This is a genomic window from Variovorax stachyos, assembly GCF_051400855.1.
Taxonomy (GTDB): domain Bacteria; phylum Pseudomonadota; class Gammaproteobacteria; order Burkholderiales; family Burkholderiaceae_C; genus Variovorax.
Map to the genome: position 1 here is coordinate 30,016 of NZ_JBLFFN010000019.1, position 22,371 is coordinate 52,386.

The window sequence follows — 22,371 nt, forward strand, 5'->3', positions numbered from 1 at the left end:
ACACCGTGCACGGCGTAAAATTTCCGGTTCCTTGCTGTCAGCCCGCTGCCCATGACGTCGTTCGCCAAAGAAACCTTGCCCATCAGCCTCGAAGAGGAAATGCGCCGCAGCTATCTCGATTACGCCATGAGCGTGATCGTGGGACGCGCCCTCCCCGATGCGCGCGACGGCCTCAAGCCAGTTCATCGGCGCGTGTTGTACGCGATGCACGAGCTCAACAACGACTGGAACCGGCCATACAAGAAGTCGGCGCGTATCGTCGGCGACGTTATCGGCAAGTACCACCCGCACGGTGACCAGTCGGTCTACGACACCATCGTGCGGCTGGCCCAGGACTTCTCGATGCGCCACATGCTTGTCGATGGGCAGGGCAATTTCGGGTCAGTCGACGGCGACAACGCTGCCGCGATGCGCTACACGGAAATTCGGCTCGCGAAGATTGCGCATGAAATGCTGGCCGACATCGACAAGGAAACGGTCGATTTCGGTCCCAATTACGACGGCAGCGAGAAAGAACCGCTGGTATTGCCAAGCAAACTGCCGAATTTGCTGGTCAATGGTTCAGGCGGCATTGCGGTCGGGATGGCGACCAATATCCCTCCTCATAACCTGAACGAAGTCGTCGACGGCTGCCTGCACCTTCTGCGCCACCCGGATGCCAGCATCGACGACCTGATGGAGATCATCCCGGCGCCCGACTTCCCCACCGCCGGGATCATCTACGGCGTCAATGGAATCAAGGACGGCTACCGCACGGGCCGCGGCAAGGTGGTGATGCGCGCCCGGTGCCACTTCGAGGACATCGACCGCGGCCAACGGCAGGCGATCATCGTCGACGAGCTGCCCTACCAGGTCAACAAGAAGACGCTGCAGGAGCGCATGGCCGAGCTGGTCCACGAGAAGAAGATCGAGGGCATCAGCCATATCCAGGACGAGTCCGACAAGTCCGGCATGCGGCTGGTGATCGAGCTCAAGCGCGGCGAGGTGCCCGAGGTCGTGCTCAACAACCTCTACAAGCAGACTCAGCTGCAGGACACCTTCGGCATCAACATGGTTGCGCTGGTGGATGGCCAGCCGAAGCTGTGCAACCTGAAGGACCTGATCGAGGTCTTCCTGCAGCACCGGCGCGAAGTCGTGACGCGCCGCACGGTGTTCAACCTGCGCAAGGCGCGCGAGCGCGGCCACGTGCTCGAAGGCTTGGCGGTCGCGCTGGCCAACATCGACGAGTTCATCGCCATCATCCGCAACGCGCCGACGCCGCCAGTCGCCAAGGCAGAGCTGATGACGCGCCGCTGGGACAGCAAGCTGGTGCGGGAGATGCTCACCCGGGCACGCGCCGACGGCGGCATCGTCAATGCCGACGACTACCGCCCGGACGGATTGGAGCGCGAGTTCGGCATGAGCTCTGACGGCCTCTACCGTCTCTCGGACACGCAGGCGCAGGAAATCCTGCAGATGCGTCTGCAGCGCCTGACCGGCCTGGAGCAGGACAAGATCGTGGCCGAGTACAAGGAAGTGATGGCCGAGATCGACGATCTGCTGGACATCCTGGCCAAGCCCGAGCGCGTGTCGACCATCATCGGCGACGAGCTCGCCACCCTCAAGCAGGAGTTCGGCCAGACAAAGCTGGGCGCGCGCCGCAGCCAGGTCGAGCACAGCGCCTTCGACCTGTCCACCGAGGACTTGATCACGCCGACCGACATGGTCGTCACCCTGTCCCACGCCGGCTATATCAAGAGCCAGCCGCTCGGCGAGTACCGGGCGCAGAAGCGCGGCGGCCGCGGCAAGCAGGCCACGGCCACCAAGGAAGACGACTGGATCGACCAGCTCTTCATCGCCAACACGCACGACTACATCCTTTGCTTCTCCAACCGCGGCCGGCTCTACTGGCTCAAGGTGTGGGAGGCTCCGGCGGGTTCGCGCGGCTCGCGCGGGCGGCCGATCGTCAACATGTTCCCGCTGCAGGAGGGCGAGAAGATCAACGTCGTGCTGCCGCTCACGGGCGAAAAGCGCACTTTCCCGGCCAACCAGTACGTCTTCATGGCGACCTCCATGGGCACGGTCAAGAAGACCGCGCTCGACGAGTTCAGCAACCCGCGCAAGGCCGGCATCATCGCGGTCGACCTGGACCCGGGCGACTACCTCATCGGCGCCGCGCTGACCGACGGCGCGCACGACGTGATGCTGTTCTCCGACGGCGGGAAGGCCGTGCGCTTCGACGAGAACGACGTGCGCCCCATGGGCCGCAATGCGCGCGGCGTGCGCGGCATGACGCTGGAGGACGGCCAGGGGGTGATCGCCATGCTCGTGGCCGAGGACGAGGAGCAAAGCGTGCTCACCGCGACGGAAAATGGTTACGGAAAACGCACAAGCATTACCGAGTACACGCGTCACGGCCGCGGAACCAAAGGCATGATTGCCATTCAACAAAGTGAGCGCAACGGAAAGGTCGTGGCTGCCACCCTGGTGCACGCCGACGACGAAATCATGCTCATCACCGACAAGGGCGTGCTCGTGCGCACCCGAGTCTCCGAAATCCGCGAACTCGGCCGCGCGACGCAAGGCGTCACGCTGATCGGGCTCGACGAAGGCGCCAAGCTCAGCGGCCTGCAGCGCATCGTCGAAAACGACGCGAATGCGGACAACGACAACGGCGCCGACGACGCTACTTCAACATCTTCAACGGAGAACCCTCAGTGAAAAAATTCAAGTTCGCGCTCCTCGCGGTCGCGCTGGCCGGCAGTTCGATGGCCATGGCCCAGGACAAGCCGGCAATGGTCAAGCAGTTCCTCGACCTGCAGCGCCCCGGCATCGAGGCGCTCGCACGCGGACTGGTCGAGCAGTCGAGCGCACCCATCGCGCAGGCCGGCTCGCAATACCTGCAGACACAGGTCCCCGCCGAGAAGCGCGAGGCCGCCGCCAAGGCTGCCGACGCCGAGCTCAAGAAGTACTTCGACGAGGCCTACCCGATCGTGCGCGACAAGGCCGTGGCGCTCGCGCCTGACGCGCTAGGCCCGATCCTGCGCGACAACTTCAGCGAAGAAGAACTGCGTCAGCTGTTGGCGTGGATCAACTCGCCCCTGAGCAAGAAGTACCAGGAACTCAATCCCAAGATGCAGACGGCGCTGACGGAAAAGCTCGTGGCCGAAACCCGCTCCAGCATCGAGCCGAAAATGCGCACGCTCGACGCCAATGTCGCCAAGGCTCTGGGGGCCCCGACGGAAGGCGCTCCACCGGCCAAGTCCGCGCCCAAGGCGCCCGCCAAGAAGTGACGTCGGGCGCGGGTCGACGCCCGTACAACTTCTCCGCCGGTCCGGCTGCGATGCCGGAGGCGGTGTTGCAACGCGCCGCCGCCGAGATGCTGGACTGGCACGGCAGCGGCATGAGCGTGATGGAGATGAGCCATCGCGGCAAGGAGTTCGGCGCGATCTGCGCGCAGGCCGAAGCCGACCTGCGCGCGCTGCTCGCGGTGCCCGAGCAGTTCCACATCCTCTTCATGCAGGGCGGCGGCCTGGGCGAGAACGCCATCGTCCCGATGAACCTGTCGCGCGGCGGAAACGTCAACTTCGTGATCACCGGCAGCTGGAGCACCAAGTCGCACAAGGAGGCGCAGCGCTACTGCCAGACCCGCATCGCGGCGTCCAACGCCGAGAGCCGGCACACACGAATGCCCGCGCCCGCGACCTGGCAGCTTTCGGGGGATGCCTCGTACGTGCACTTGTGCTCCAACGAGACCATTCACGGCGTCGAGTTCCAGGAGTTGCCTGATCTCGCCGCGCTGGGCAGCAAGTCCCCCCTGGTCATCGACTTCTCCTCGCACGTGGCTTCGCGACCGGTCGACTGGAAGCGCGTCGGCCTGGCGTTCGGCGGCGCCCAGAAAAACCTCGGCCCGGCTGGCCTGACGCTGGTGATCGTGCGCGACGACCTGCTGGACCATGCGCTCGAGATCTGCCCCAGCGCCTTCAACTACCGGATCGTCGCGGACAACAAGTCCATGTACAACACCCCGCCGACCTGGGCCATCTACATTGCCGGACTCACCTTCCAATGGCTGCGGCAACAGACCGAGGGCGCGCTGACCGGGGTGGCGGCGATGGAACAACGCAACATCGCCAAGGCGCGACTGCTCTACGACTTCATCGACGCCTCGCCGTTCTATGAGAACCGGGTCGCGCCCGACTGCCGCTCGCGCATGAACGTTCCGTTCTTCCTCAAGGACGAGAGCCGGAACGAGGCTTTCCTGGCGGGCGCGCGCGAGGCCGGCCTGCTGCAGCTCAAGGGCCACAAGTCCGTCGGCGGCATGCGGGCCAGCATCTACAACGCGATGCCGCTCGAAGGTGTGCAGGCGCTGGTGGGCTACATGCGAGAATTCGAGCAGTCGCACGCGTAGATGCGCGCGACCTGACCGATGACCGCCTCCACGCCCCAGCCCCCCGCCTCCGACCCTTCCGCCAGCCTTGCCGACCTGCGGGTGCAGATCGATTCGCTCGACCGGCAACTGCTCGAACTCCTCAACCGCCGCGCGCATGTCGCCGAGCAGGTGGGCGAGGTCAAGAAGCGCGAAGGCACGCCCTACTTCCGACCCGACCGCGTCGCGCAGGTGATCGAGAAGATGCAGCAGAGCAACCAGGGCCCGCTCAAGCCACTGCACGTGGCCGCCATCTGGCGCGAGATCATGTCGGCCTGCCTGGCGCTCGAGTCGCCGCAGCGCGTCGCCGTGCTCGGCCCCGAGGGCACCTTCTGCGAGCAGGCGGCCATCGAGTACTTCGGCGGCGCCGCCGACCTGATCTACTGCGCCAGCTTCGACGAGGTCTTCCACGCCACGGCAGCGGGTAGCGCGCAATACGGCGTGGTCGGCGTCGAGAACACCACCGAAGGTGTGGTCACGCGCTCGCTCGACCTGTTCCTGCACTCCCCGACCCACGTGGTGGGCGAAGTCAGCCTGCTGGTGCGTCACCATCTCTTGCGCACGGTCAATTCGCTGGAGGGTATCGAAGCGGTCCTTGCACACCCGCAGGCGCTCGCGCAGTGTCAGACCTGGCTGTCCAAGCATCTGCCGCATGCCGAGCGGCGCGCCGTCTCCAGCAATGCCGAGGGCGCCCGCCTCGCGGCCGGCAATCCGGCCTGGGCGGGCTTGGCCAGCGAGCGGGCCGCCACGCGCTTCGGTTTGCACATCGTGTCGCATGCCATCCAGGACGACTCGTACAACCGCACCCGCTTCGCCGTCATCTGCCTGCCGCAGACCCTGGCCATGCCGCCCGCGTCGGGCAAGGACTGCACCAGCCTGGTGGTCTCCGTGCCCAACCGGCCCGGCGCCGTGCACGACCTGCTGGTACCGCTCAAGCTCAACGACGTTTCGATGACCCGCTTCGAGTCGCGCCCCGCGCGGACCGGCCAGTGGGAGTACTACTTCTACATCGACCTCGACGGCCATCCTTCGCAGCCCAACGTCGCTGCCGCGCTCGCCGAACTGCGCAAGCTCTGCGCGTTCTACAAGATCATCGGGGCCTACCCCGTCACCGCCTGAGGTCGCAGCCATGTTCGAACAGCTCGGCTTGATCGGCTGCGGCCTGATGGGCGGCTCCTTCGCACTGGCGCTCAAGCGCGCCAAGCTGGTGAAGCGCGTGGTCGGCTACAGCAAGTCGCCCTCGACTACCGAGCGCGCCCGGCAGATGGGCGTGATCGACGTCGCGGCGCCCTCTGCGTTGCTCGCGGTGTCTGGCGCCGACCTGGTGCTGATCGCGGTGCCGGTGGGCGCCTCCGAAGCTACCTTCAAGGCGATTCGCCACGGCATCACCGAGCAGATGCTCGTGATGGACGTGGGTTCGACCAAGGGTGACGTGATCGAGGCAGCGCGACGCGGCCTGCACGACCAGTTCGCCAGCTTCGTTCCCGCGCATCCGATCGCCGGCAAGGAGGTCGCCGGCGTAGAGCATGCCGATGCGAGCCTCTACGCCGGTCGCCAGGTGGTCCTGACGCCCGTCAAGGCGACGCTGCGTTCCAACGTGCAGCGCGCAACGCAGGCTTGGTCCGGAATCGGTGCCAAGGTCGTGACCATGACGCCAGAGGCGCACGACAAGGCTTTCGCAGCCGTCAGCCACCTCCCCCACCTGCTCGCCTTCGCCTTCACCAATGCCATCACGGCCCAATCCGAGGGACCACGCTTCCTGGAGTTGGCCGGCCCCGGCTTTCGCGACTTCACGCGCATTGCAGCGGGCGACCCCGCGATGTGGCGCGATGTGCTGCTGGCCAATCGCGAGCAGGTATTGCAGCAGTCGCAGGCCTTTCGCACGGCCCTGTCGCAGCTCGAAGCACTGATGAGCGCGGGCGATTCGCAGGCCCTCGAGGAAGCCATCGCCGCAGCGAGTGCCGCCCGTGCGCGATGGCAGCCGGGCGCCGGCGTGTCGCCCGACTGACCATGTTCTCCACGCCCTTCCTCGACCTCCCACCGCTCGCGGGTGCTGGCGGGACCGTGCGGCTGCCGGGCTCCAAGAGCATTTCCAACCGGGTGCTGCTGCTGGCCGCGCTCGCCAGCGGTACGACGATCGTGCACGACCTGCTGGACTCGGACGACACGCGAGTGATGCTCGATGCCCTCGCCGCGCTCGGCTGCCGCATCGATCGCGCGGGCGCCGCGCTGCGCATCGAGGGCCTCGACGGCCGGCCCCGCACCTCCGGGGCCAAGCTCTTCCTGGGCAATGCCGGCACCGCGATGCGCCCGCTGACGGCGGCGCTGTCGCTGCTCGGCGGCGAATTCGAGCTCACCGGCGTGCCGCGCATGCACGAGCGGCCCATCGGCGACCTGGTCGACGCGCTGGTGCAGCTCGGCTGTCGCATCGACTACCTCGGCAACCCCGGCTATCCGCCCTTGGCCATCCATCCGGTGCCGCTCGACGCACTCCAGCTCGCCGCGCCGATCCGGGTGCGCGGCGATGTCTCGAGCCAGTTTCTGACCGCCCTGCTCCTCGCACTTCCCCTGGCCGCGGCGGAGCGGGACATCATGATCGATGTCGTCGGCGAACTGATCTCCAAGCCGTATATCGAAATCACGCTCAACCTGCTGGCGCGCTTCGGGATCGAGGTCCGGCGCGAAGGTTGGGAACGCTTCGTCATCCCGGCCGGCAGCCGCTACCGCTCGCCCGGGGACATCCACGTCGAAGCCGACGCGTCCTCCGCCAGCTACTTCATCGCGCTCGGCGCGATCGCCACGGGCGAGGGCATCCGCATCGAGGGGGTCGGCGCTGACTCGATCCAGGGCGACATCCGCTTCGTCGAGGCGGCGCGGCAGATGGGCGCCCTGATCGACAGCGGCCCCAACTGGCTGGCGATCTCGCGCGGTGCGTGGCCGCTCAAGGCCATCGAGCTCGACGCCAATCACATTCCGGACGCCGCGATGACCCTGGCTGTCATGGCGCTTTACGCCGACGGCCCGTGCCTGCTGCGCAACATCGCAAGCTGGCGCGTCAAGGAGACTGATCGCATCGACGCCATGGCCAGGGAACTGCGCAAGCTGGGGGCCGTCGTCGAGGACGGTCCCGACTTCCTGCGCGTGCACCCTCTCGGCGCGGCCGACTGGCGTGCCGCGAGCATCCGCACCTACGACGATCACCGGGTGGCCATGTGCTTCTCGCTGGCAGCCTTCAACCCGGCCGGGCTGCCCGTGCGCATCCTCGAGCCGCATTGCGTCGCCAAGACCTTCCCCGACTATTTCGAGACCCTGTTCTCGGTGGCCGAAGCTGCCGAGGTGCCGGTGATCTGCATCGACGGCCCTTCGGCCTCGGGCAAGGGGACGCTTGCCGTGGCAGTGGCATACCAGTTGGGCTACCACTATCTCGATTCGGGCACGCTCTACCGCGTAACCGGCCTCGCAATGCGCCGCAACGGCCTCGAGGCGGATGCGGCCCACGAAGCACGGATCGCCGAACTCGCGCGCACCCTGCCCCTGCGCTTCGCTGACGGCAAGGTGCTGTTGGCCGGCGAGGACGTCAGCGACGCCATCCGTACCGAGGCGGCCGGCATGGACGCCTCCCGTGTCTCTGCGCTGCCGGCCGTGCGACGGGCGCTGTTGGCGCTGCAGAAGAGCTTCCGCCGCCTGCCCGGCCTGGTGGCCGACGGCCGCGACATGGGGACAGTCGTCTTTCCCGACGCCGCCCTCAAGGTCTACCTGACCGCCAGCGCCTCCCAACGAGCGGAGAGGCGGCATAAGCAATTGATTTCAAAGGGTATTTCCGCTACACTCGACGGTCTTCGCGCCGATCTGGAAGCGCGCGACCTTCGGGACTCCTCCCGCAGCGTCGCCCCTTTGAAGCCGGCGCCTGATGCCCGCCTCCTGGACAACTCCACTCACTCGGTCGAGCAATCGGTCGAGCAAGTGCTGTCCTGGTGGCAGGAAGTACAGCCCTTCGGGTCCTCCTGAAGGGCGTTTCGGTCCAGCAGGTCCCCGCCGCGCGACAGCGCACCGGCTTGCTGGTTGTTCAACTCAACCCGGGCTACCAGCCCACAACCGCCGTCTCCAGACCCAGCCAGCCGCCCCCGCGATCTTGCATTTGCGGCTGAAAACCCTGCGTGACGGAAGGAATCCACACATGTCTGAATCTTTTGCCGACCTATTCGAAGAATCCCTGAAGCGTTCCGAAATGCGCAGCGGCGAGGTCATCACCGCCGAAGTCGTGCGCGTCGAACACAACCACGTCGTGGTCAACGCCGGCCTCAAGTCCGAAGCCTACGTCCCGATCGAGGAGTTCAAGAACGACAAGGGCGAACTCGAAGTCCAGGCCGGCGATTTCGTCTCCGTGGCCATCGGCAGTGTCGAGAACGGCTACGGCGACACCATCCTCTCGCGCGACACCGCCAAGCGCCTGGCCTCCTGGCTGGCGCTCGAGAAGGCACTCGAATCCGGCGACTTCGTCACCGGCACCACCAGCGGCAAGGTCAAGGGCGGCCTGACCGTGCTGGTCAACGGCATTCGCGCCTTCCTGCCGGGCTCGCTGATCGACACCCGTCCGATCAAGGACCTGACCCCCTACGAGAACAAGACCCTCGAATTCAAGGTCATCAAGCTCGACCGCAAGCGCAACAACGTGGTGCTCTCGCGCCGCGCCGTGGTCGAAGCCAGCATGGGCGAAGAGCGCGCCAAGCTGATGGAGACCCTGAAGGAAGGCGCAGTCGTGCGCGGTGTGGTCAAGAACATCACCGAGTACGGTGCGTTCGTCGACCTCGGCGGCATCGACGGCCTGCTGCACATCACCGACATGGCCTGGCGCCGAGTCCGCCACCCGAGCGAGGTGGTGCAGGCCGGCCAGGAAATCACGGCCAAGATCCTCAAGTTCGACACCGAGAAGAACCGCGTCTCGCTGGGCCTCAAGCAGATGGGCGACGACCCGTGGATGGGCGTCTCGCGCCGCTACCCGCAAGGCACGCGCCTGTTCGGCAAGGTCACCAACATCGCCGACTACGGCGCCTTCGTCGAGCTCGAGCCCGGCATCGAGGGCCTGGTGCACGTCTCCGAGATGGACTGGACCAACAAGAACATCGCCCCCAACAAGATCGTCTCGCTGGGTGACGAGGTCGAAGTCATGGTCCTCGAGATCGACGAAGACAAGCGCCGCATCAGCCTGGGCATGAAGCAGTGCAAGGCCAACCCGTGGCAGGAATTCGCGCAGAACACCAAGCGCGGCGACCGCGTCAAGGGTCCGATCAAGTCGATCACCGACTTCGGCGTGTTCGTGGGCCTGGCTGCCGGCATCGATGGCCTGGTGCACCTGTCCGACCTCTCGTGGAACGAGCCCGGCGAAACCGCCGTGCGCAACTACAAGAAGGGCCAGGAAGTCGAAGCGATCGTGCTGGCCGTCGACGTCGACCGCGAGCGCATCAGCCTCGGCATCAAGCAGCTCGACAGCGACCCCTTCACCACCTTCACCACCGTGAATGACAAGGGCCAGATCGTGACCGGCAAGGTCAAGACCGTCGACCCGCGCGGCGCCGAGATCGACCTGGGCGACGACATCATCGGCTACCTGCGCGCCAGCGAGATCTCCCGCGACCGCGTGGAAGATGCCCGCAACGTGCTCAAGGAAGGCGACGAAGTCACGGCCGTGGTGGTCAATGTGGATCGCAAGACCCGCAACATCCAGCTGTCGATCAAGCAGAAGGACCTGGCCGACGAGCAAGGCGCGATGGCCAACCTGAGCCAGCAGTCGGCACGCGAGAACGCGGGCACGACCAGCCTGGGCGCCCTGCTGCGCGCCAAGCTCGACAGCAACAACGAAAAATGAAACAGAGGAGAACACGGTGAGCTTCCCTCACCGTGTCCTTCTGTGGTTTTATGACTCGTTCGGACCTGGTTGAGGAACTCGCGGCCCGCTTCGCGCAACTCACGCATCGCGACGCCGAATACGCCGTCAAGACCATTCTTGACGCGATGAGCGATGCGCTGGTGCGCGGGCACCGCATCGAGATCCGCGGCTTCGGCAGCTTCACGGTGAACCGGCGTCCGCCACGCGTCGGGCGCAATCCGCGTTCGGGCGAAAGCGTGCAGATTCCAGAGAAGCGCGTGCCGCACTTCAAGCCGGGCAAGGCCCTGCGCGAAGCGGTCGATGCGCGCACCGCGGAGCTGGATGCCGAGCAGCGTCGGCGCGAAGGCTGAAGCATAGAATTCCCCCGCCAACGGGGACGCGCATGAAATATCTCCTGTGGCTGCTCAAGGCAGCCATTTTTTTTACCCTCTTCGCTTTCGCGCTGAACAACCAGCACGACGCCACCGTCTACTTTTTCTTCGGCACCTCCTGGCGCGCGCCGCTGGTGCTGGTGGTGCTCGCCGCCTTTGCGGGCGGGCTCGTGGTGGGCGCACTCGGCATGCTGCCGGGCTGGTGGAAGCACCGCAGCGCAGCGGCCCAGTTGCCCGGCAATGCCGCCCCTGCTGCCACGACAAGCCCCGCGCCCGCGCCGCCCGCCGCCACGACCGACCTGCCCGCCGTACGCCAACATGGACTTTGACTTCAGCTGGCTGCTGCTCGGCCTGCCGCTCGCATTCATCCTCGGCTGGCTCGCCTCGCGCTTCGACCTTCGGCAGCTGCGCATCGAGAACCTCCAGGCTCCCAAGGCCTACTTCCGCGGCCTCAACTTCCTGCTCAACGAGCAGCAGGATCAGGCCATCGACGCCTTCATCGAGGCCGTGCAGAACGATCCCGACACTCAGGAGCTGCACTTCGCGCTCGGCAACCTGTTCCGCCGCCGCGGCGAATACCAGCGGGCCGTGCGCGTGCACGAGCACCTGCTGGGGCGGGGCGACCTGAGCCGAGCCGATCGCGACCGCGCGCAGCACGCGCTGGCGCAGGACTTCCTGCGCGCCGGGCTGCTCGACCGCGCCGAGGCTGCCCTGCAGAAGCTCGAAGGCACCCGCTACGAGAACGAGGCCCGGCTGGCGCTGCTTGCCATCTACGAGCGCTCGCGCGAATGGACACAGGCCGCAGCCGTCGCACACAAGCTCGACGAGGCCGAGCAGGCCAGCTACAGCGTGCGCCGCGCGCATCACCTCTGCGAGCAGGCCGCCGAGCAGGTGGCTGCCGGGCACGCCCAGGCGGCCGCCCAACTGCTGGAACAGGCGGTCGCATTGGCCCCGCAGGCGCCGAGGCCGGCCATCGACACCGCCGCGCTGCAGCTGCGCAACGGCGATTCCGCCGGCGCCTACAGCACGCTCGCCGCCCTGTGCGAGACCGCGCCGCTGGCGCTGCCGCTCTACGCCACGATGCTCCAGCAGGCCGCGGTCGCATCGCAGCGCGGTGGCGAGGCACTGGTCATGCTGCAGCGCCGCTATGCAGAGTCGCCTTCCATCGACGTGCTCGAGGCCATCATGGCGCTAGGCGGCACTCCGGTGCTGCCCGACGATGTCGCGGCGGAAGCCTCGGCCCCCCCCGAGCCGCGCGACGGCTACATCGCCCATCTGAGCCATCAACCCTCGCTGGTCGCAGCCGCGCGCTGGCTGGCCGGCGAGCGCTTCGCGCATGAGCAGTACCACCAGCCCGTGCAGCGGGCCTTGGACCAGGCCACGCGGCCGCTGATGCGCTATCGCTGCGCCGCCTGCGGCTTCGAGGCCAATCAGCATTTCTGGCATTGCCCGGGTTGCCAGGCCTGGGACAGCTATCCGCCGCGGCGCGTCGAAGAGCTCTGAAATCCCTCCAATTGTCGCAACGCCAACAACGTTCGCGATCTTTTCGTTCAAATCCACGCCGCATGCAATCCGCATGCGGCGGGACGCGAGGAGCGTCCCTTTCACAACGTTGACAGGGAAATTTCAAGAATGCTGAAGAAGATTCTGGCCATCATGGCCATGCTGTTTGCCGCTGCCTCGTGGGCGGCCGTCGATGCCAACAAGGCGAGCGACGCCGAGCTCGATGCCGTCAGGGGCGTAGGTCCTTCGCTCTCCAAGCGCATCATCGACGAGCGAAAGAAGGGTGGAGATTTCAAGGACTGGCCCGACCTCATGAGCCGCGTCAAGGCGTGAAGGAAAAGGCGGCTGCCAAGCTGTCGGCCGAGGGCCTGACGGTCAACGGCCAAAGCTTCGGCGGCGCGGCGCCGGCGAGCAAGGTCGCCAAGGCCGAGTCGAAGAAGGACAAGGCCGACGGCGCGGCAAAGAAGGCCGAGCCGAAGCCCTGAGCACCCCGCGGGCAGCCACGCCGCATTGCCAAAGCCAAAGCCGCCCCCGGGGCGGCTTTTTTGCGAGCGCCGCCAGTACGCGTCACCGGGCGCCGTCAGGGGAAAGCCCCACGCGGTGGCCCGATATTTGCACGTATGCTCCTCGACGCCTTTTCCTATCCGTACGTTCTGGAGAGCCCATGATTCACAAGTTCGGCATCGCCCTCGCCGGCCTCACCCTCGGTGCAGCGGCTTTCGCGCAAGCCAAGTGGGACCTGCCCACGGCCTATCCGGCCACCAACTACCACACCGAGAACATCACCCAGTTCGCCAAGGACGTGGACGCCGCCACCGGCGGCAAGCTCAAGATCACCGTGCATGCGAACGCCTCGCTCTTCAAGGCGCCCGAAATCAAGCGCGCCGTGCAGAGCGGCCAGGCCCAGGCCGGCGAGATCCTGCTGGCCAACTACGCCAACGAGAACCCGATCTATGCGCTGGACGGCGTGCCTTTCCTCGCCACCACCTACCCCGAGGCCAAAAAGCTCTACGAGGCCTCCAAGCCGGCCATGGAGAAGCTGCTGGCCGCGCAGGGCATCAAGGTGCTGTTCATGGTGCCCTGGGCGCCGCAAGGCATTTACGTGAAAAAGGAAATTGCATCGGTGGCCGACCTGCGCGGCATCAAGTGGCGCGCCTACAGCCCGGCCACGGCCAAGATCGCGGAGCTGATCGGCGCGCAGCCGGTGCAGATCCAGCAGGCAGAACTGAGCGCCGCCATGGCCACCGGCGTGATCGAGAGCTACATGAGTTCAGGCTCCACCGGCTACGACACGAAGACCTACGAGCACATCAAAAATTTCTACGACACGCAGGCCTGGATCCCCAAGAACGCGGTGCTGGTCAATGCCAAGGCCTTCGATGCGCTCGATCCCACCACCAAGGCGGCGGTGACCAAGGCGGCAGCGGATACGGAAGCACGCGGCTGGAAGATCGCGCAGGAAAAGAACGACGAATACAAGCGCCTGCTGGCCGAGCGCGGCATGAAGATCCACAAGCCCTCGGCCAAGCTCGACGCGGACATGCGCCAGGTCGGCGGCATCATGCAGGCCGACTGGCTCAAGGCCGCCGGCGCCGAGGGCCAGGCCATCCTCGACGCGTACAAGAAGAAGTAGTCGATGCGCCGCCTGCTGGACCGCCTCTACCTCGGCGCAGGGGCGCTCGGCGCCTTCTGCGTGTTCCTGATCTTCGTGCTGATGGTCGTGGGCGGCGTCGGCCGGCAGATGAACTGGCATGTGAGCGGAATGAACGATGCGGTGGCCTGGCTGTGCGCCGCCGCCTCCTTTTTCGCGATGGCGCACGCCTTTCGCCATGGCGACTTCGTGCGGGTGACGCTGCTGCTCGACGCGGTGCCGCCCAAGGTGCGGCGCGTGCTCGATGTCGCCTGCCTGCTGATCGCCGCCGCCTCGGTCGCCTACCTGACCTACTGGGCCACCAGCTTCACATGGGAGAGCTATGAGTTCGCCGAGATGGCGACCGGCCTCCTCGTCATCCCGATCTGGATTCCGCAGTCGACCTTCGTCATCGGCTGCTGGCTGCTGCTCGTCGCCATGATCGACGAGCTCGTGGGCGTGGTGCGCGGCGAAAAACCGAGCTACCAGCGCGCGGTCGAAGAGCGCCACGCCGCTGGCGACTTCTCCTCCGACATATGACCACCCCCGTTGCTTGCTCGCTTCGTGTAACCGCCTCCCCCATCAAGGGGGCAACACCAGCGGCCCGGCCAAGCCGGTTCCGCGGTGTTTCCCGAACGGGCTTCGCTTCGCTTGCCAGGCGAGGCCAAAGCTTTGGCTTCAACTGAAAAGGTAACGCGTGGACACCCTCCTCATGGGCGCGCTGCTGCTCGCCATCATGCTCGTGCTGCTCGCGGGCGGCGTCTGGATCGCGATGACGCTGGCCATCGTCGGCTGGGTGGGACAGGCCTTCTTCACCAACACGCTGCCCGGCAAGAACCTGTTCTCGGCCTTCTGGGAAAGCAACGCCAGCTGGGAACTCGCGGCGCTGCCGCTGTTCATCTGGATGGGCGAGATCCTGTTTCGCACCCGCCTCAGCGAAGAGATGTTCGAGGGCCTGCGGCCGTGGCTCAACCGCGTGCCGGGCCGGCTGATGCACACCACCATCCTCGGCTGCGGCGTATTCGGCTCGGTCTCGGGCTCCTCGGCCGCAACCTGCGCCACGATCGCCAAGGTGGCACTGCCTGAACTCAAGCGCCGGGGCTACAACGAAAAGCTGGCCATCGGCTCCCTCGCCACCGCCGGCACGCTGGGCATCCTGATTCCGCCTTCCATCACCATGGTCGTGTACGCGGTCGCGGCCGATGCCTCGATCATCCGCATCTTCCTCGCAGGCTTTCTCCCCGGCCTGCTGTTGATGCTGCTCTTTTCGGGCTACATCGGCTGGTGGAGTCTTCGCAACCCGGACCAGGTGCCGCCGGCCGATCCGCCGACGAGTTTCCGGGAAAAGATCCGCCTCTCCGGCAACCTGATCCCCTGCGGCCTGTTGATCGTCTTCATCGTCTGGGTGCTGGTCGCCGGCTGGGCCACGGCCACCGAGTGTGCCGCCTTCGGCGTGCTGGGCTCGCTGTCCATCGCGGCGTGGGGCCGCAGCCTCAACTGGCAGAACTTCAAGGACGGCATCATGGGCGCCACGCGCACCAGCTGCATGATCATGTTCATCCTGGCCGGCGCCGCCTTCCTGACCAAGACGATGGCCTTCACCGGCATCCCGCGCGAGCTGGCCGAGTGGGTGGACGGCATGCAGCTCTCGCCCTACGCGCTGATCGGTGCGCTGGTGCTGGTGTACCTGGTGCTGGGCACGGCGCTCGACGGGATCTCGATGATCGTGCTGACCAGCGCGGTGGTGCTGCCCATGATCCAGAAGGCCGGCTTCGACCTCGTCTGGTTCGGCATCTTCGTCGTGCTGCTCGTCGAGATCGCGGAAGTCACGCCGCCCGTGGGCTTCAACCTCTTCGTGCTGCAGAACATGACCGGCAAGGACAGCAACGTGATCGCCAAGGCCGCGATTCCCTTCTTCTTCTGCCTGGTGCTGTGCATCGGGCTCATCACCGTGTTCCCGGCCATCGTGACGGTCCTGCCCAACGCGGTGATGGGTGTTGAGAAGTGAGTCCTTAGAATCCGCGCCGTGCTGCCTGTTCTCGCCATCTGCATCGGCGCCTCCTTAGGCGCGCTGGCCCGCTGGGGCCTCAGCCTCTGGCTCACGACCGCCGCCTTCCCCTACGGCACGCTCGCGTCCAACCTGATCGGCGGCTACCTGATCGGCATCGCAGTCGCCGTGTTCCAGGCGATGCCGCAGCTCGACCCCACCTGGCGCCTGCTGCTCATCACCGGCTTTCTCGGCGGGCTCACCACCTTCTCCAGCTTCTCGGCCGAAGTCGTCTCGATGCTGATGAACGAGCGCCTCGGCATGGCGCTGGGCACCGCGGCGCTGCATGTCTGCGGCTCGCTCTTTCTCACCTGGCTCGGCATCCGCACGGTGCAGCAGTTCGGCGCCTGATTGCAGGGCTTGCGCAAGGGGCGGTCGATAGAATCGAACGCGATGCCCCTTGCCCTCCTCGTCGCACTTCCCTTCATTGCCAGTGTGATCGCGGCCCTGCTGCCGTCGAACGCGCGCAACCGGGAGTCGACACTTGCAGGCCTGGTCGCGCTGGGCTGCGCGGTGCAGGCGGCGTGGTTCTTCCCTCGCCTCGCCGCCGGCGACGTGATCCGCGAAGAGATCCGCTGGATCCCCGCACTGGGCCTCGACCTCGTGTTCCGCATGGACGGCTTCGCCTGGCTGTTCTGCATGCTCGTGCTCGGCATCGGCGCACTGGTGGTGCTCTACGCGCGCTATTACATGTCGCCCTCCGATCCGGTGCCGCGCTTCTTCTCCTTCTTTCTCGCCTTCATGGGCTCGATGGTGGGCGTGGTGCTCTCGGGCAACCTGATCCAGATGGTGCTGTTCTGGGAGCTCACCAGCCTGTTCTCGTTCGTGCTGATCGGCTACTGGCATCACCGGCGCGATGCGCGGCGCGGGGCACGCATGGCACTCACGGTCACCGGCGCGGGCGGGCTGTGCCTGCTGGCCGGCGTGCTGGTGCTCGGCCGCATCGTGGGCAGCTACGAGCTCGACGCGGTGCTGGCCTCCGGCGAGCAGATCCGCGCCAGCCGGCTCTATCCGCTGGTGCTGGTGCTGGTGCTGCTCGGCGCCTTCACCAAGAGCGCGCAATTCCCCTTCCACTTCTGGCTCCCGCGCGCGATGGCGGCGCCCACCCCGGTGTCGGCCTACCTGCATTCGGCCACCATGGTGAAGCTCGGCGTCTTCCTGATGGCGCGCCTGTGGCCGGTCCTCTCCGGCACCGAATCGTGGTTCTGGCTGGTGGGCGGCGCCGGCGCCGCCACGCTGCTGCTGGGCGGCTACGTGGCCATGTTCCAGCGCGACCTCAAGGCGCTGCTCGCCTATTCGACCATCTCGCACCTCGGGCTCATCACGCTGCTGCTCGGGCTCAACAGCCCGCTCGCCGCGGTCGCGGCCGTCTTCCACGTGATGAACCACGCGACCTTCAAGGCCTCGCTCTTCATGGCCGCCGGCATCATCGATCACGAGAGCGGTACGCGCGACATCCGCAAGCTCAGCGGCCTGCTGAAGCTCATGCCCATCACCGGCACCCTGGCCATCATCGCCAGCGCCTCCATGGCGGGCGTGCCGCTGCTCAACGGCTTCCTCTCCAAGGAAATGTTCTTCGCCGAGACCGTCTTCATCCAGGCGACGCCCTGGGTCAACCGAAGCCTCCCGGTGATCGCCACGGTGGCCGGCGTCTTCAGCGTGGCCTACTCGGCCCGCTTCGTGTTCGACGTTTTCTTCGGCCCGCTGCCCGGCCCCGACGTGCCGAAGCAGCCGCACGAGCCGCCGCGCTGGATGCGCGTGCCGGCCGAGCTGTTGGTGCTGATCTGCCTCGTGGTGGGCGTGGCCCCGGCCTGGTCGGTGGGCGCCTTCCTCGCCACTGCCGCGGCGCCCGTCGTCGGCGGCACGCTGCCCGAATACAGCCTGGCGGTGTGGCACGGCTTCAACCTGCCGCTCGCGATGAGCGCCGTCGCGCTGGCCGGGGGTGCCGGGCTCTACCTGCTGCAGCGTCGGGGCCGTGCACACGGCACGCTCGAACACACCCCGCTGCTGCATCGCTTCGACGGCCAGCGCATCTTCGAGAACCTGATGGCCCGCCTGAGCGAGGCCGGCCGGCGCAGCCGGCGCGTGCTGGGCACGCGGCGCATGCAGATGCAGTTGCTGCTGCTGGTCGTGGTGGCAGTGGCCGGGGCCGGCGCTTCGCTGTGGCACACGCCGGCGACCCGCGGCACGCGCGAGCTGCTGCCCTTCTCGCCGATGTTCGCGATGACCTGGGTGATCGGTTGCACCTGCGCGCTGGCGGCGGCCTGGCAGGCCAAGTTCCACCGCCTGGCTTCGCTGATGCTGGCCTCGGGCGCAGGCCTGGTGTGCTGCACCACCTACATCTGGTTCTCGGCGCCAGACCTGGCGCTGACGCAGCTGGTGGTCGAGACCGTGACGATGGTGTTGATCCTCCTCGGCCTGCGCTGGTTGCCGATGCGCACCGTCAAGCCGCAGCCGATGCGCGCGCGCCTCAGGCCTTGGGGCCGGCGCGGGCGCGACCTGCTGGTGGCGGCCGCCGCGGGCGGCGGCATGGCGGCGCTCGCCTGGACCATGATGACCCGGCCCTTCCCGCAGAGCATCTCGCCCTTTTTCCTCGAGCGCGCGCTGTCCGAAGGCGGCGGGACCAACGTGGTCAACGTGATGCTGGTCGACTTCCGCGGCTTCGACACCTTCGGCGAGATCACGGTGCTCGGCATCGTGGCGCTGTCGGTGTATGCGCTGCTGCGGCGCTTCCGCCCGGCACGCGAATCCATGGAGCTGCCCCCGCAGCAGCAGGCCCAACCCGACGACGGCAGCAGCGATCTGCTGAACCCGCGCCGCGCCCCGGACACGGCCATCGGCTACCTGATGGTTCCGGCCGTGCTGGTGCGCTTCCTGCTGCCGCTCGCGGCGCTGGTGTCGGTCTACTTCTTCATGCGCGGCCACAACCAGCCGGGCGGCGGCTTCGTCGCCGGGCTGGTGATGTCGGTGGCGCTCTTGCTGCAGTTCATCGTCTCGGGCGCCGAATGGGTGGAAGAGCACCTGCGCATCTACCCGCGCCGCTGGATCGCCGGCGGGCTGCTGCTGGCGCTGGCCACCGGCTCGGGCGCGCTGCTTTTCGGCTATCCCTTCCTCACTACGCACACCGCGCACCTGCACCTGCCGGTGCTCGGCGAGGTGCACGTGCCGAGCGCGCTGTTCTTCGACATCGGCGTGTTCGCGCTCGTGCTCGGCGCGACGATGCTGATCCTCACGGCGCTGGCGCACCAATCCATCCGCAGCCACCGCTGGGCCGAGGAACAAGCGGAGAAGGAAGCGGAGCGCGCCGCGCTCGAAGCGAAGGTCGCCGCCTGATGGAAGCCGTGCTCGCCATCGCCATCGGCGTCCTCACCGGATCGGGTGTCTACCTGCTGCTGCGGCCACGCACCTTCCAGGTGATCATGGGCCTCACGCTGATCTCCTACGCGGTCAATCTCTTCATCTTCAGCATGGGCCGCATCAAGGTCGACAGCGAGCCGGTGCTGGTCCCCGGCGTCGCCGCCACCCTGGCCAACACCGCCGACCCGATGCCGCAGGCGCTGGTGCTGACCGCCATCGTGATCGGCTTCGCGATGACGGCGCTGTTCCTGGTCGTGCTGCTGGCCTCGCGCGGGCTCAGCGGCACCGACCACGTGGACGGTGAAGAAAGGAAGGAACTCGCGGAATGACGGGCCTCGTCTCCTTCCTCGACCGCCTGCTCGAGTTCAGCATGCCGCACCTGGTCGCGGTGCCGATCCTGCTGCCGCTCCTCACGGCCGCGCTGATGCTGCTGATGGGCGAACAGCGCCGCCGCGCCAAGTCCTTCCTGAGCGTGGTCTCCGGCCTGCTGGGCCTCCTGGCCGCGCTGGCGCTGCTGCGCTGGGTCAACGCGCCCGACACCGGGGGTGGCCCCGGTTCGATTGGGGTCTACCTGCCCGGCAACTGGCGCGCGCCCTTCGGCATCGTGCTGGTGGCCGACCGGCTGTCGAGCATGATGGTCGCGCTCACCGGCGTGGTCGCCTTCTGCGCCTCGATCTATTCCACCTCACGCTGGGACCGAGCGGGCGTGCATTTCCATCCGCTGCTGCAGCTGCAGCTCATGGGCCTCAACGGCGCCTTCCTCACCGGCGACCTGTTCAACCTCTTCGTCTTCTTCGAGGTCATGCTGGCCGCCTCTTACGGCCTGCTGCTGCACGGCTCCGGCCGCCTGCGCGTGCAGGCCGGCCTGCACTATGTCGCGATCAACCTCGCGGCCTCCTCGCTGTTCCTGGTCGGCGCAGCCCTGCTCTACGGGGTCACCGGCACCCTCAACATGGCCGACCTGGGCCTGCGCATCGCACAGCTGGCCCCGGCGGATCGCGGGCTGGTGCATGCGGCGGCGGCCATCCTCGCCACCGCCTTCTTCGCGAAGGCCGGCGCCTGGCCTCTCAACTTCTGGCTGGTGCCGGCCTACAGCGCCGCGGTGTCGCCGGTTGGCGCGGTGTTCGCGCTCCTCACCAAGCTCGGCATCTACACGCTGCTGCGGCTGTGGAGCCTGCTGTTCGCGCCCGATGCAGGCAATTCGGCACTGTTCGGCCAAGGGGCACTGGTCGCGACCGGGCTGGTCACGCTGTTCTGCGGCGCGCTCGGCATCGTCGGCACGCAGCGCCTTTCCAACCTGGCGGGCTTCAGCGTGCTGGTGTCGGCCGGCACGCTGCTGACGGCCATCGGGCTGGGACAGTCATCCGTCTGGGCTGGCGCGCTCTACTACCTGCTGAGTTCGACGCTGGCGGTCAGCGCCTTCTTTCTCCTGATCGACATGATCGAGCGCTGGCGCAACGCCGGACTGAGCATCGCGCCGCACGAGACATCCGGGGACGCGCCCTTCCTCGCAGAGGACCTGAGCAACCTCGAAGAGGTCAACCTGGACGACGAGGCGCAGGCACTCTATGGCCGGGCCATTCCCGCCGGCATTGCCTTTCTCGGCTTCAGCTTCCTCGGCTGCACGCTACTGTTGGCGGGCCTGCCGCCGCTGTCGGGCTTCGTCGGCAAGTTCGCGATGCTCTCGGGCCTGCTCGGCGAGGCGCGCAGTCCAGCGCCGGCCGACTGGGCCTTCACCGCGCTGCTGCTTGCCTCCGGCTTTCTCACGCTGATCGCACTGAGCCGCACCGGCATCCGCCATTTCTGGACCCAGCCGCACCAGACCCTGCCCGCCCTGCGTGCGCTCGAGGTGCTGCCGGTGGCGGCGCTGCTGGCTGCCTGCCTGGCGCTCACGCTGATGGCCGAGCCGGTGATGCAGCACGCCAGCGCCACGGCCCAGGGCCTGCGCTTTCCCGACGCGTACCGCGAGGCCGTGCTCGGCGCGCGCCAGCGGCCCGGCCCGACCACTTCCAACGGAGGCCCCGCGCCATGATCAAGCGCTGGATGCCCTCGCCCATGCTGTCGTTGGCGCTCTTCGCCGTCTGGCTGCTGCTGAACCAGTCGCTGGATGCGGCCACGCTGCTGTTCGCGGCCCTGCTCGCGATCGTCGTCCCGCTGCTGACGCAAAGCCTGCGGCCGGCGCGCGTGAAGATGCGCAAGCCCTTGCTGGCGGCGCGGCTGGGCGGCATGGTGGCCTGCGACCTGATGGTTTCGGCACTCACCGTCGCCCGCCTGCTGCTGACCCGCCGCGGCAGCGAGATGTCGCCGCGCTTCGTGCGCGTACCGCTCGCGATGCGCGACCCCAACGCGCTCGCCACGCTGGCCATGATCCTCTGCCTGACACCGGGCACGGCCTGGGGCGAGATCGCGCTGGACCGTTCGACCCTGCTGATCCACGTCTTCGACGAGGACGACGAGGCGGCGTTCATCGACATGATCAAGACCCGCTACGAGCGGCCACTGATGGAGATCTTCGAATCATGACCCCGGTACTCCTCTGGGCCCTCAAGCTGGCGCTGCTGCTGCTCGCCGTGGCCATGCTCTGCGCGCTGGCGCGCCTGCTCATCGGCCCCACCGCGCAGGACCGCGTGATGGCGCTGGACTGCCTCTATATCAACGGCATGCTGATGATGCTGGTGCTGGGCATCGTCTACGCGAGCAAGGTGTACTTCGAGGCCGCGATGCTGGTTGCGCTCTTCGGCTTCGTCGGCTCCACCGCGCTGGCCAAGTTCCTGCTGCGAGGCGAGGTGATCGAATGAACGACTTCATCGCGGGCCCGCTGCCGCTGTGGGCCGAGATCCTGACCGCGGTGTTCGCGGTCGTCGGCGCCGCCTTCGCCGCCATCGGCTCCTTCGGGCTGGTGCGGCTGCCCAGCTTCTTCCGGCGCATCCATGCGCCCACGCTGGGTTCCACGCTCGGCGCCTGGTGCATCACGCTGGCCACCACCGTCTACTTCTCCGTGCAGGGAGCGCATCTGTTCCTGCATGCGGTGCTGATCGCGTTCTTCGTCGCTCTCACTGCGCCCGTCACGACCATCTTCCTGATGCGCGCGGCGCTGTTCCGCGAGCGCCAGAAAGGCGGCGACGTGCCGCCCGAGCGCGGCTAGGCCACCGCCGCCCTCACCCGCCC

22 protein-coding genes are annotated in these 22,371 nt (G+C 67.1%); all 22 read left to right on the plus strand.

Annotation, left to right across the window (positions count from 1 at the left end):
• Positions 1-51: 51 nt before the first annotated feature.
• The 22 genes from gyrA (at position 52) to mnhG (ending at position 22,348) form a co-directional block, all read left to right on the plus strand.
• Positions 52-2,700 carry a DNA gyrase subunit A gene (gene gyrA / locus ACMGEZ_RS24620; protein ID WP_436824905.1) on the plus strand — a complete coding sequence of 883 codons (2,649 nt, stop codon included), beginning with the start codon at positions 52-54 and terminating at the stop codon, positions 2,698-2,700.
• Positions 2,697-3,272, plus strand: coding sequence for a DUF2059 domain-containing protein (locus ACMGEZ_RS24625; protein ID WP_068685153.1), 576 nt, complete (start codon positions 2,697-2,699; stop codon positions 3,270-3,272). Before gyrA ends, ACMGEZ_RS24625 begins: the two co-directional genes overlap by 4 nt.
• A gap of 50 nt (positions 3,273-3,322) precedes the next feature.
• A complete protein-coding gene (serC, locus tag ACMGEZ_RS24630; protein ID WP_436824977.1) occupies positions 3,323-4,390 on the plus strand; it encodes a 3-phosphoserine/phosphohydroxythreonine transaminase in 1,068 nt (355 codons plus the stop codon).
• Between the two features lie 18 nt (positions 4,391-4,408).
• A complete protein-coding gene (pheA, locus tag ACMGEZ_RS24635) occupies positions 4,409-5,527 on the plus strand; it encodes a prephenate dehydratase (protein WP_436824906.1) in 1,119 nt (372 codons plus the stop codon).
• A 10-nt stretch (positions 5,528-5,537) separates the two neighbouring features.
• On the plus strand, positions 5,538-6,416 hold the full coding sequence (locus tag ACMGEZ_RS24640) for a prephenate dehydrogenase (RefSeq protein ID WP_436824907.1): 879 nt from the start codon (positions 5,538-5,540) through the stop codon (positions 6,414-6,416).
• A gap of 2 nt (positions 6,417-6,418) precedes the next feature.
• Positions 6,419-8,416 (plus strand): bifunctional 3-phosphoshikimate 1-carboxyvinyltransferase/cytidylate kinase, encoded by a 1,998-nt coding sequence (locus ACMGEZ_RS24645; RefSeq protein ID WP_436824908.1) that lies wholly within the window; start codon positions 6,419-6,421, stop codon positions 8,414-8,416.
• Between the two features lie 169 nt (positions 8,417-8,585).
• Entirely contained in the window at positions 8,586-10,274 is a 1,689-nt protein-coding gene (rpsA, locus tag ACMGEZ_RS24650; protein ID WP_068685144.1) for a 30S ribosomal protein S1, read from the plus strand.
• Positions 10,275-10,324: 50 nt separating this feature from the next.
• Positions 10,325-10,645 carry an integration host factor subunit beta gene (locus ACMGEZ_RS24655; RefSeq protein WP_436824909.1) on the plus strand — a complete coding sequence of 107 codons (321 nt, stop codon included), beginning with the start codon at positions 10,325-10,327 and terminating at the stop codon, positions 10,643-10,645.
• A gap of 32 nt (positions 10,646-10,677) precedes the next feature.
• Positions 10,678-10,995, plus strand: a complete 318-nt coding sequence (locus ACMGEZ_RS24660; RefSeq protein WP_436824910.1) for a LapA family protein — start codon at positions 10,678-10,680, stop codon at positions 10,993-10,995.
• On the plus strand, positions 10,985-12,169 hold the full coding sequence (lapB, locus tag ACMGEZ_RS24665; protein WP_436824911.1) for a lipopolysaccharide assembly protein LapB: 1,185 nt from the start codon (positions 10,985-10,987) through the stop codon (positions 12,167-12,169). Before ACMGEZ_RS24660 ends, lapB begins: the two co-directional genes overlap by 11 nt.
• A 129-nt stretch (positions 12,170-12,298) precedes the next feature.
• Entirely contained in the window at positions 12,299-12,502 is a 204-nt protein-coding gene (locus ACMGEZ_RS24670; protein WP_436824912.1) for a ComEA family DNA-binding protein, read from the plus strand.
• A complete protein-coding gene (locus ACMGEZ_RS24675) occupies positions 12,499-12,654 on the plus strand; it encodes a hypothetical protein (protein WP_436824913.1) in 156 nt (51 codons plus the stop codon). The genes ACMGEZ_RS24670 and ACMGEZ_RS24675 overlap by 4 nt, the downstream gene beginning before the upstream one ends.
• Before the next feature lie 179 nt (positions 12,655-12,833).
• Positions 12,834-13,802, plus strand: a complete 969-nt coding sequence (locus ACMGEZ_RS24680; RefSeq protein WP_436824914.1) for a TRAP transporter substrate-binding protein — start codon at positions 12,834-12,836, stop codon at positions 13,800-13,802.
• A 3-nt stretch (positions 13,803-13,805) separates the two neighbouring features.
• Positions 13,806-14,339 (plus strand): TRAP transporter small permease, encoded by a 534-nt coding sequence (locus ACMGEZ_RS24685; RefSeq protein WP_436824915.1) that lies wholly within the window; start codon positions 13,806-13,808, stop codon positions 14,337-14,339.
• A gap of 172 nt (positions 14,340-14,511) precedes the next feature.
• Positions 14,512-15,807 (plus strand): TRAP transporter large permease, encoded by a 1,296-nt coding sequence (locus ACMGEZ_RS24690; protein ID WP_436824978.1) that lies wholly within the window; start codon positions 14,512-14,514, stop codon positions 15,805-15,807.
• 18 nt (positions 15,808-15,825) lie between these two features.
• The gene (crcB, locus tag ACMGEZ_RS24695; RefSeq protein ID WP_436824916.1) at positions 15,826-16,197 is read left to right on the plus strand and encodes a fluoride efflux transporter CrcB; all 372 of its coding nucleotides are present in this window, start codon (positions 15,826-15,828) and stop codon (positions 16,195-16,197) included.
• Between the two features lie 42 nt (positions 16,198-16,239).
• Entirely contained in the window at positions 16,240-19,179 is a 2,940-nt protein-coding gene (locus tag ACMGEZ_RS24700; protein ID WP_436824917.1) for a monovalent cation/H+ antiporter subunit A, read from the plus strand.
• Complete coding sequence (locus tag ACMGEZ_RS24705; RefSeq protein ID WP_436824918.1) at positions 19,179-19,532, plus strand: Na+/H+ antiporter subunit C; 354 nt, start codon at positions 19,179-19,181, stop codon at positions 19,530-19,532. Before ACMGEZ_RS24700 ends, ACMGEZ_RS24705 begins: the two co-directional genes overlap by 1 nt.
• Positions 19,529-21,235 carry a monovalent cation/H+ antiporter subunit D gene (locus tag ACMGEZ_RS24710; protein ID WP_436824919.1) on the plus strand — a complete coding sequence of 569 codons (1,707 nt, stop codon included), beginning with the start codon at positions 19,529-19,531 and terminating at the stop codon, positions 21,233-21,235. Before ACMGEZ_RS24705 ends, ACMGEZ_RS24710 begins: the two co-directional genes overlap by 4 nt.
• Entirely contained in the window at positions 21,235-21,726 is a 492-nt protein-coding gene (locus ACMGEZ_RS24715) for a Na+/H+ antiporter subunit E (RefSeq protein ID WP_436824979.1), read from the plus strand. Before ACMGEZ_RS24710 ends, ACMGEZ_RS24715 begins: the two co-directional genes overlap by 1 nt.
• A complete protein-coding gene (locus tag ACMGEZ_RS24720) occupies positions 21,723-22,001 on the plus strand; it encodes a K+/H+ antiporter subunit F (RefSeq protein WP_436824920.1) in 279 nt (92 codons plus the stop codon). The genes ACMGEZ_RS24715 and ACMGEZ_RS24720 overlap by 4 nt, the downstream gene beginning before the upstream one ends.
• Positions 21,998-22,348, plus strand: a complete 351-nt coding sequence (mnhG, locus tag ACMGEZ_RS24725) for a monovalent cation/H(+) antiporter subunit G (protein ID WP_436824921.1) — start codon at positions 21,998-22,000, stop codon at positions 22,346-22,348. The genes ACMGEZ_RS24720 and mnhG overlap by 4 nt, the downstream gene beginning before the upstream one ends.
• Positions 22,349-22,371: the final 23 nt, after the last annotated feature.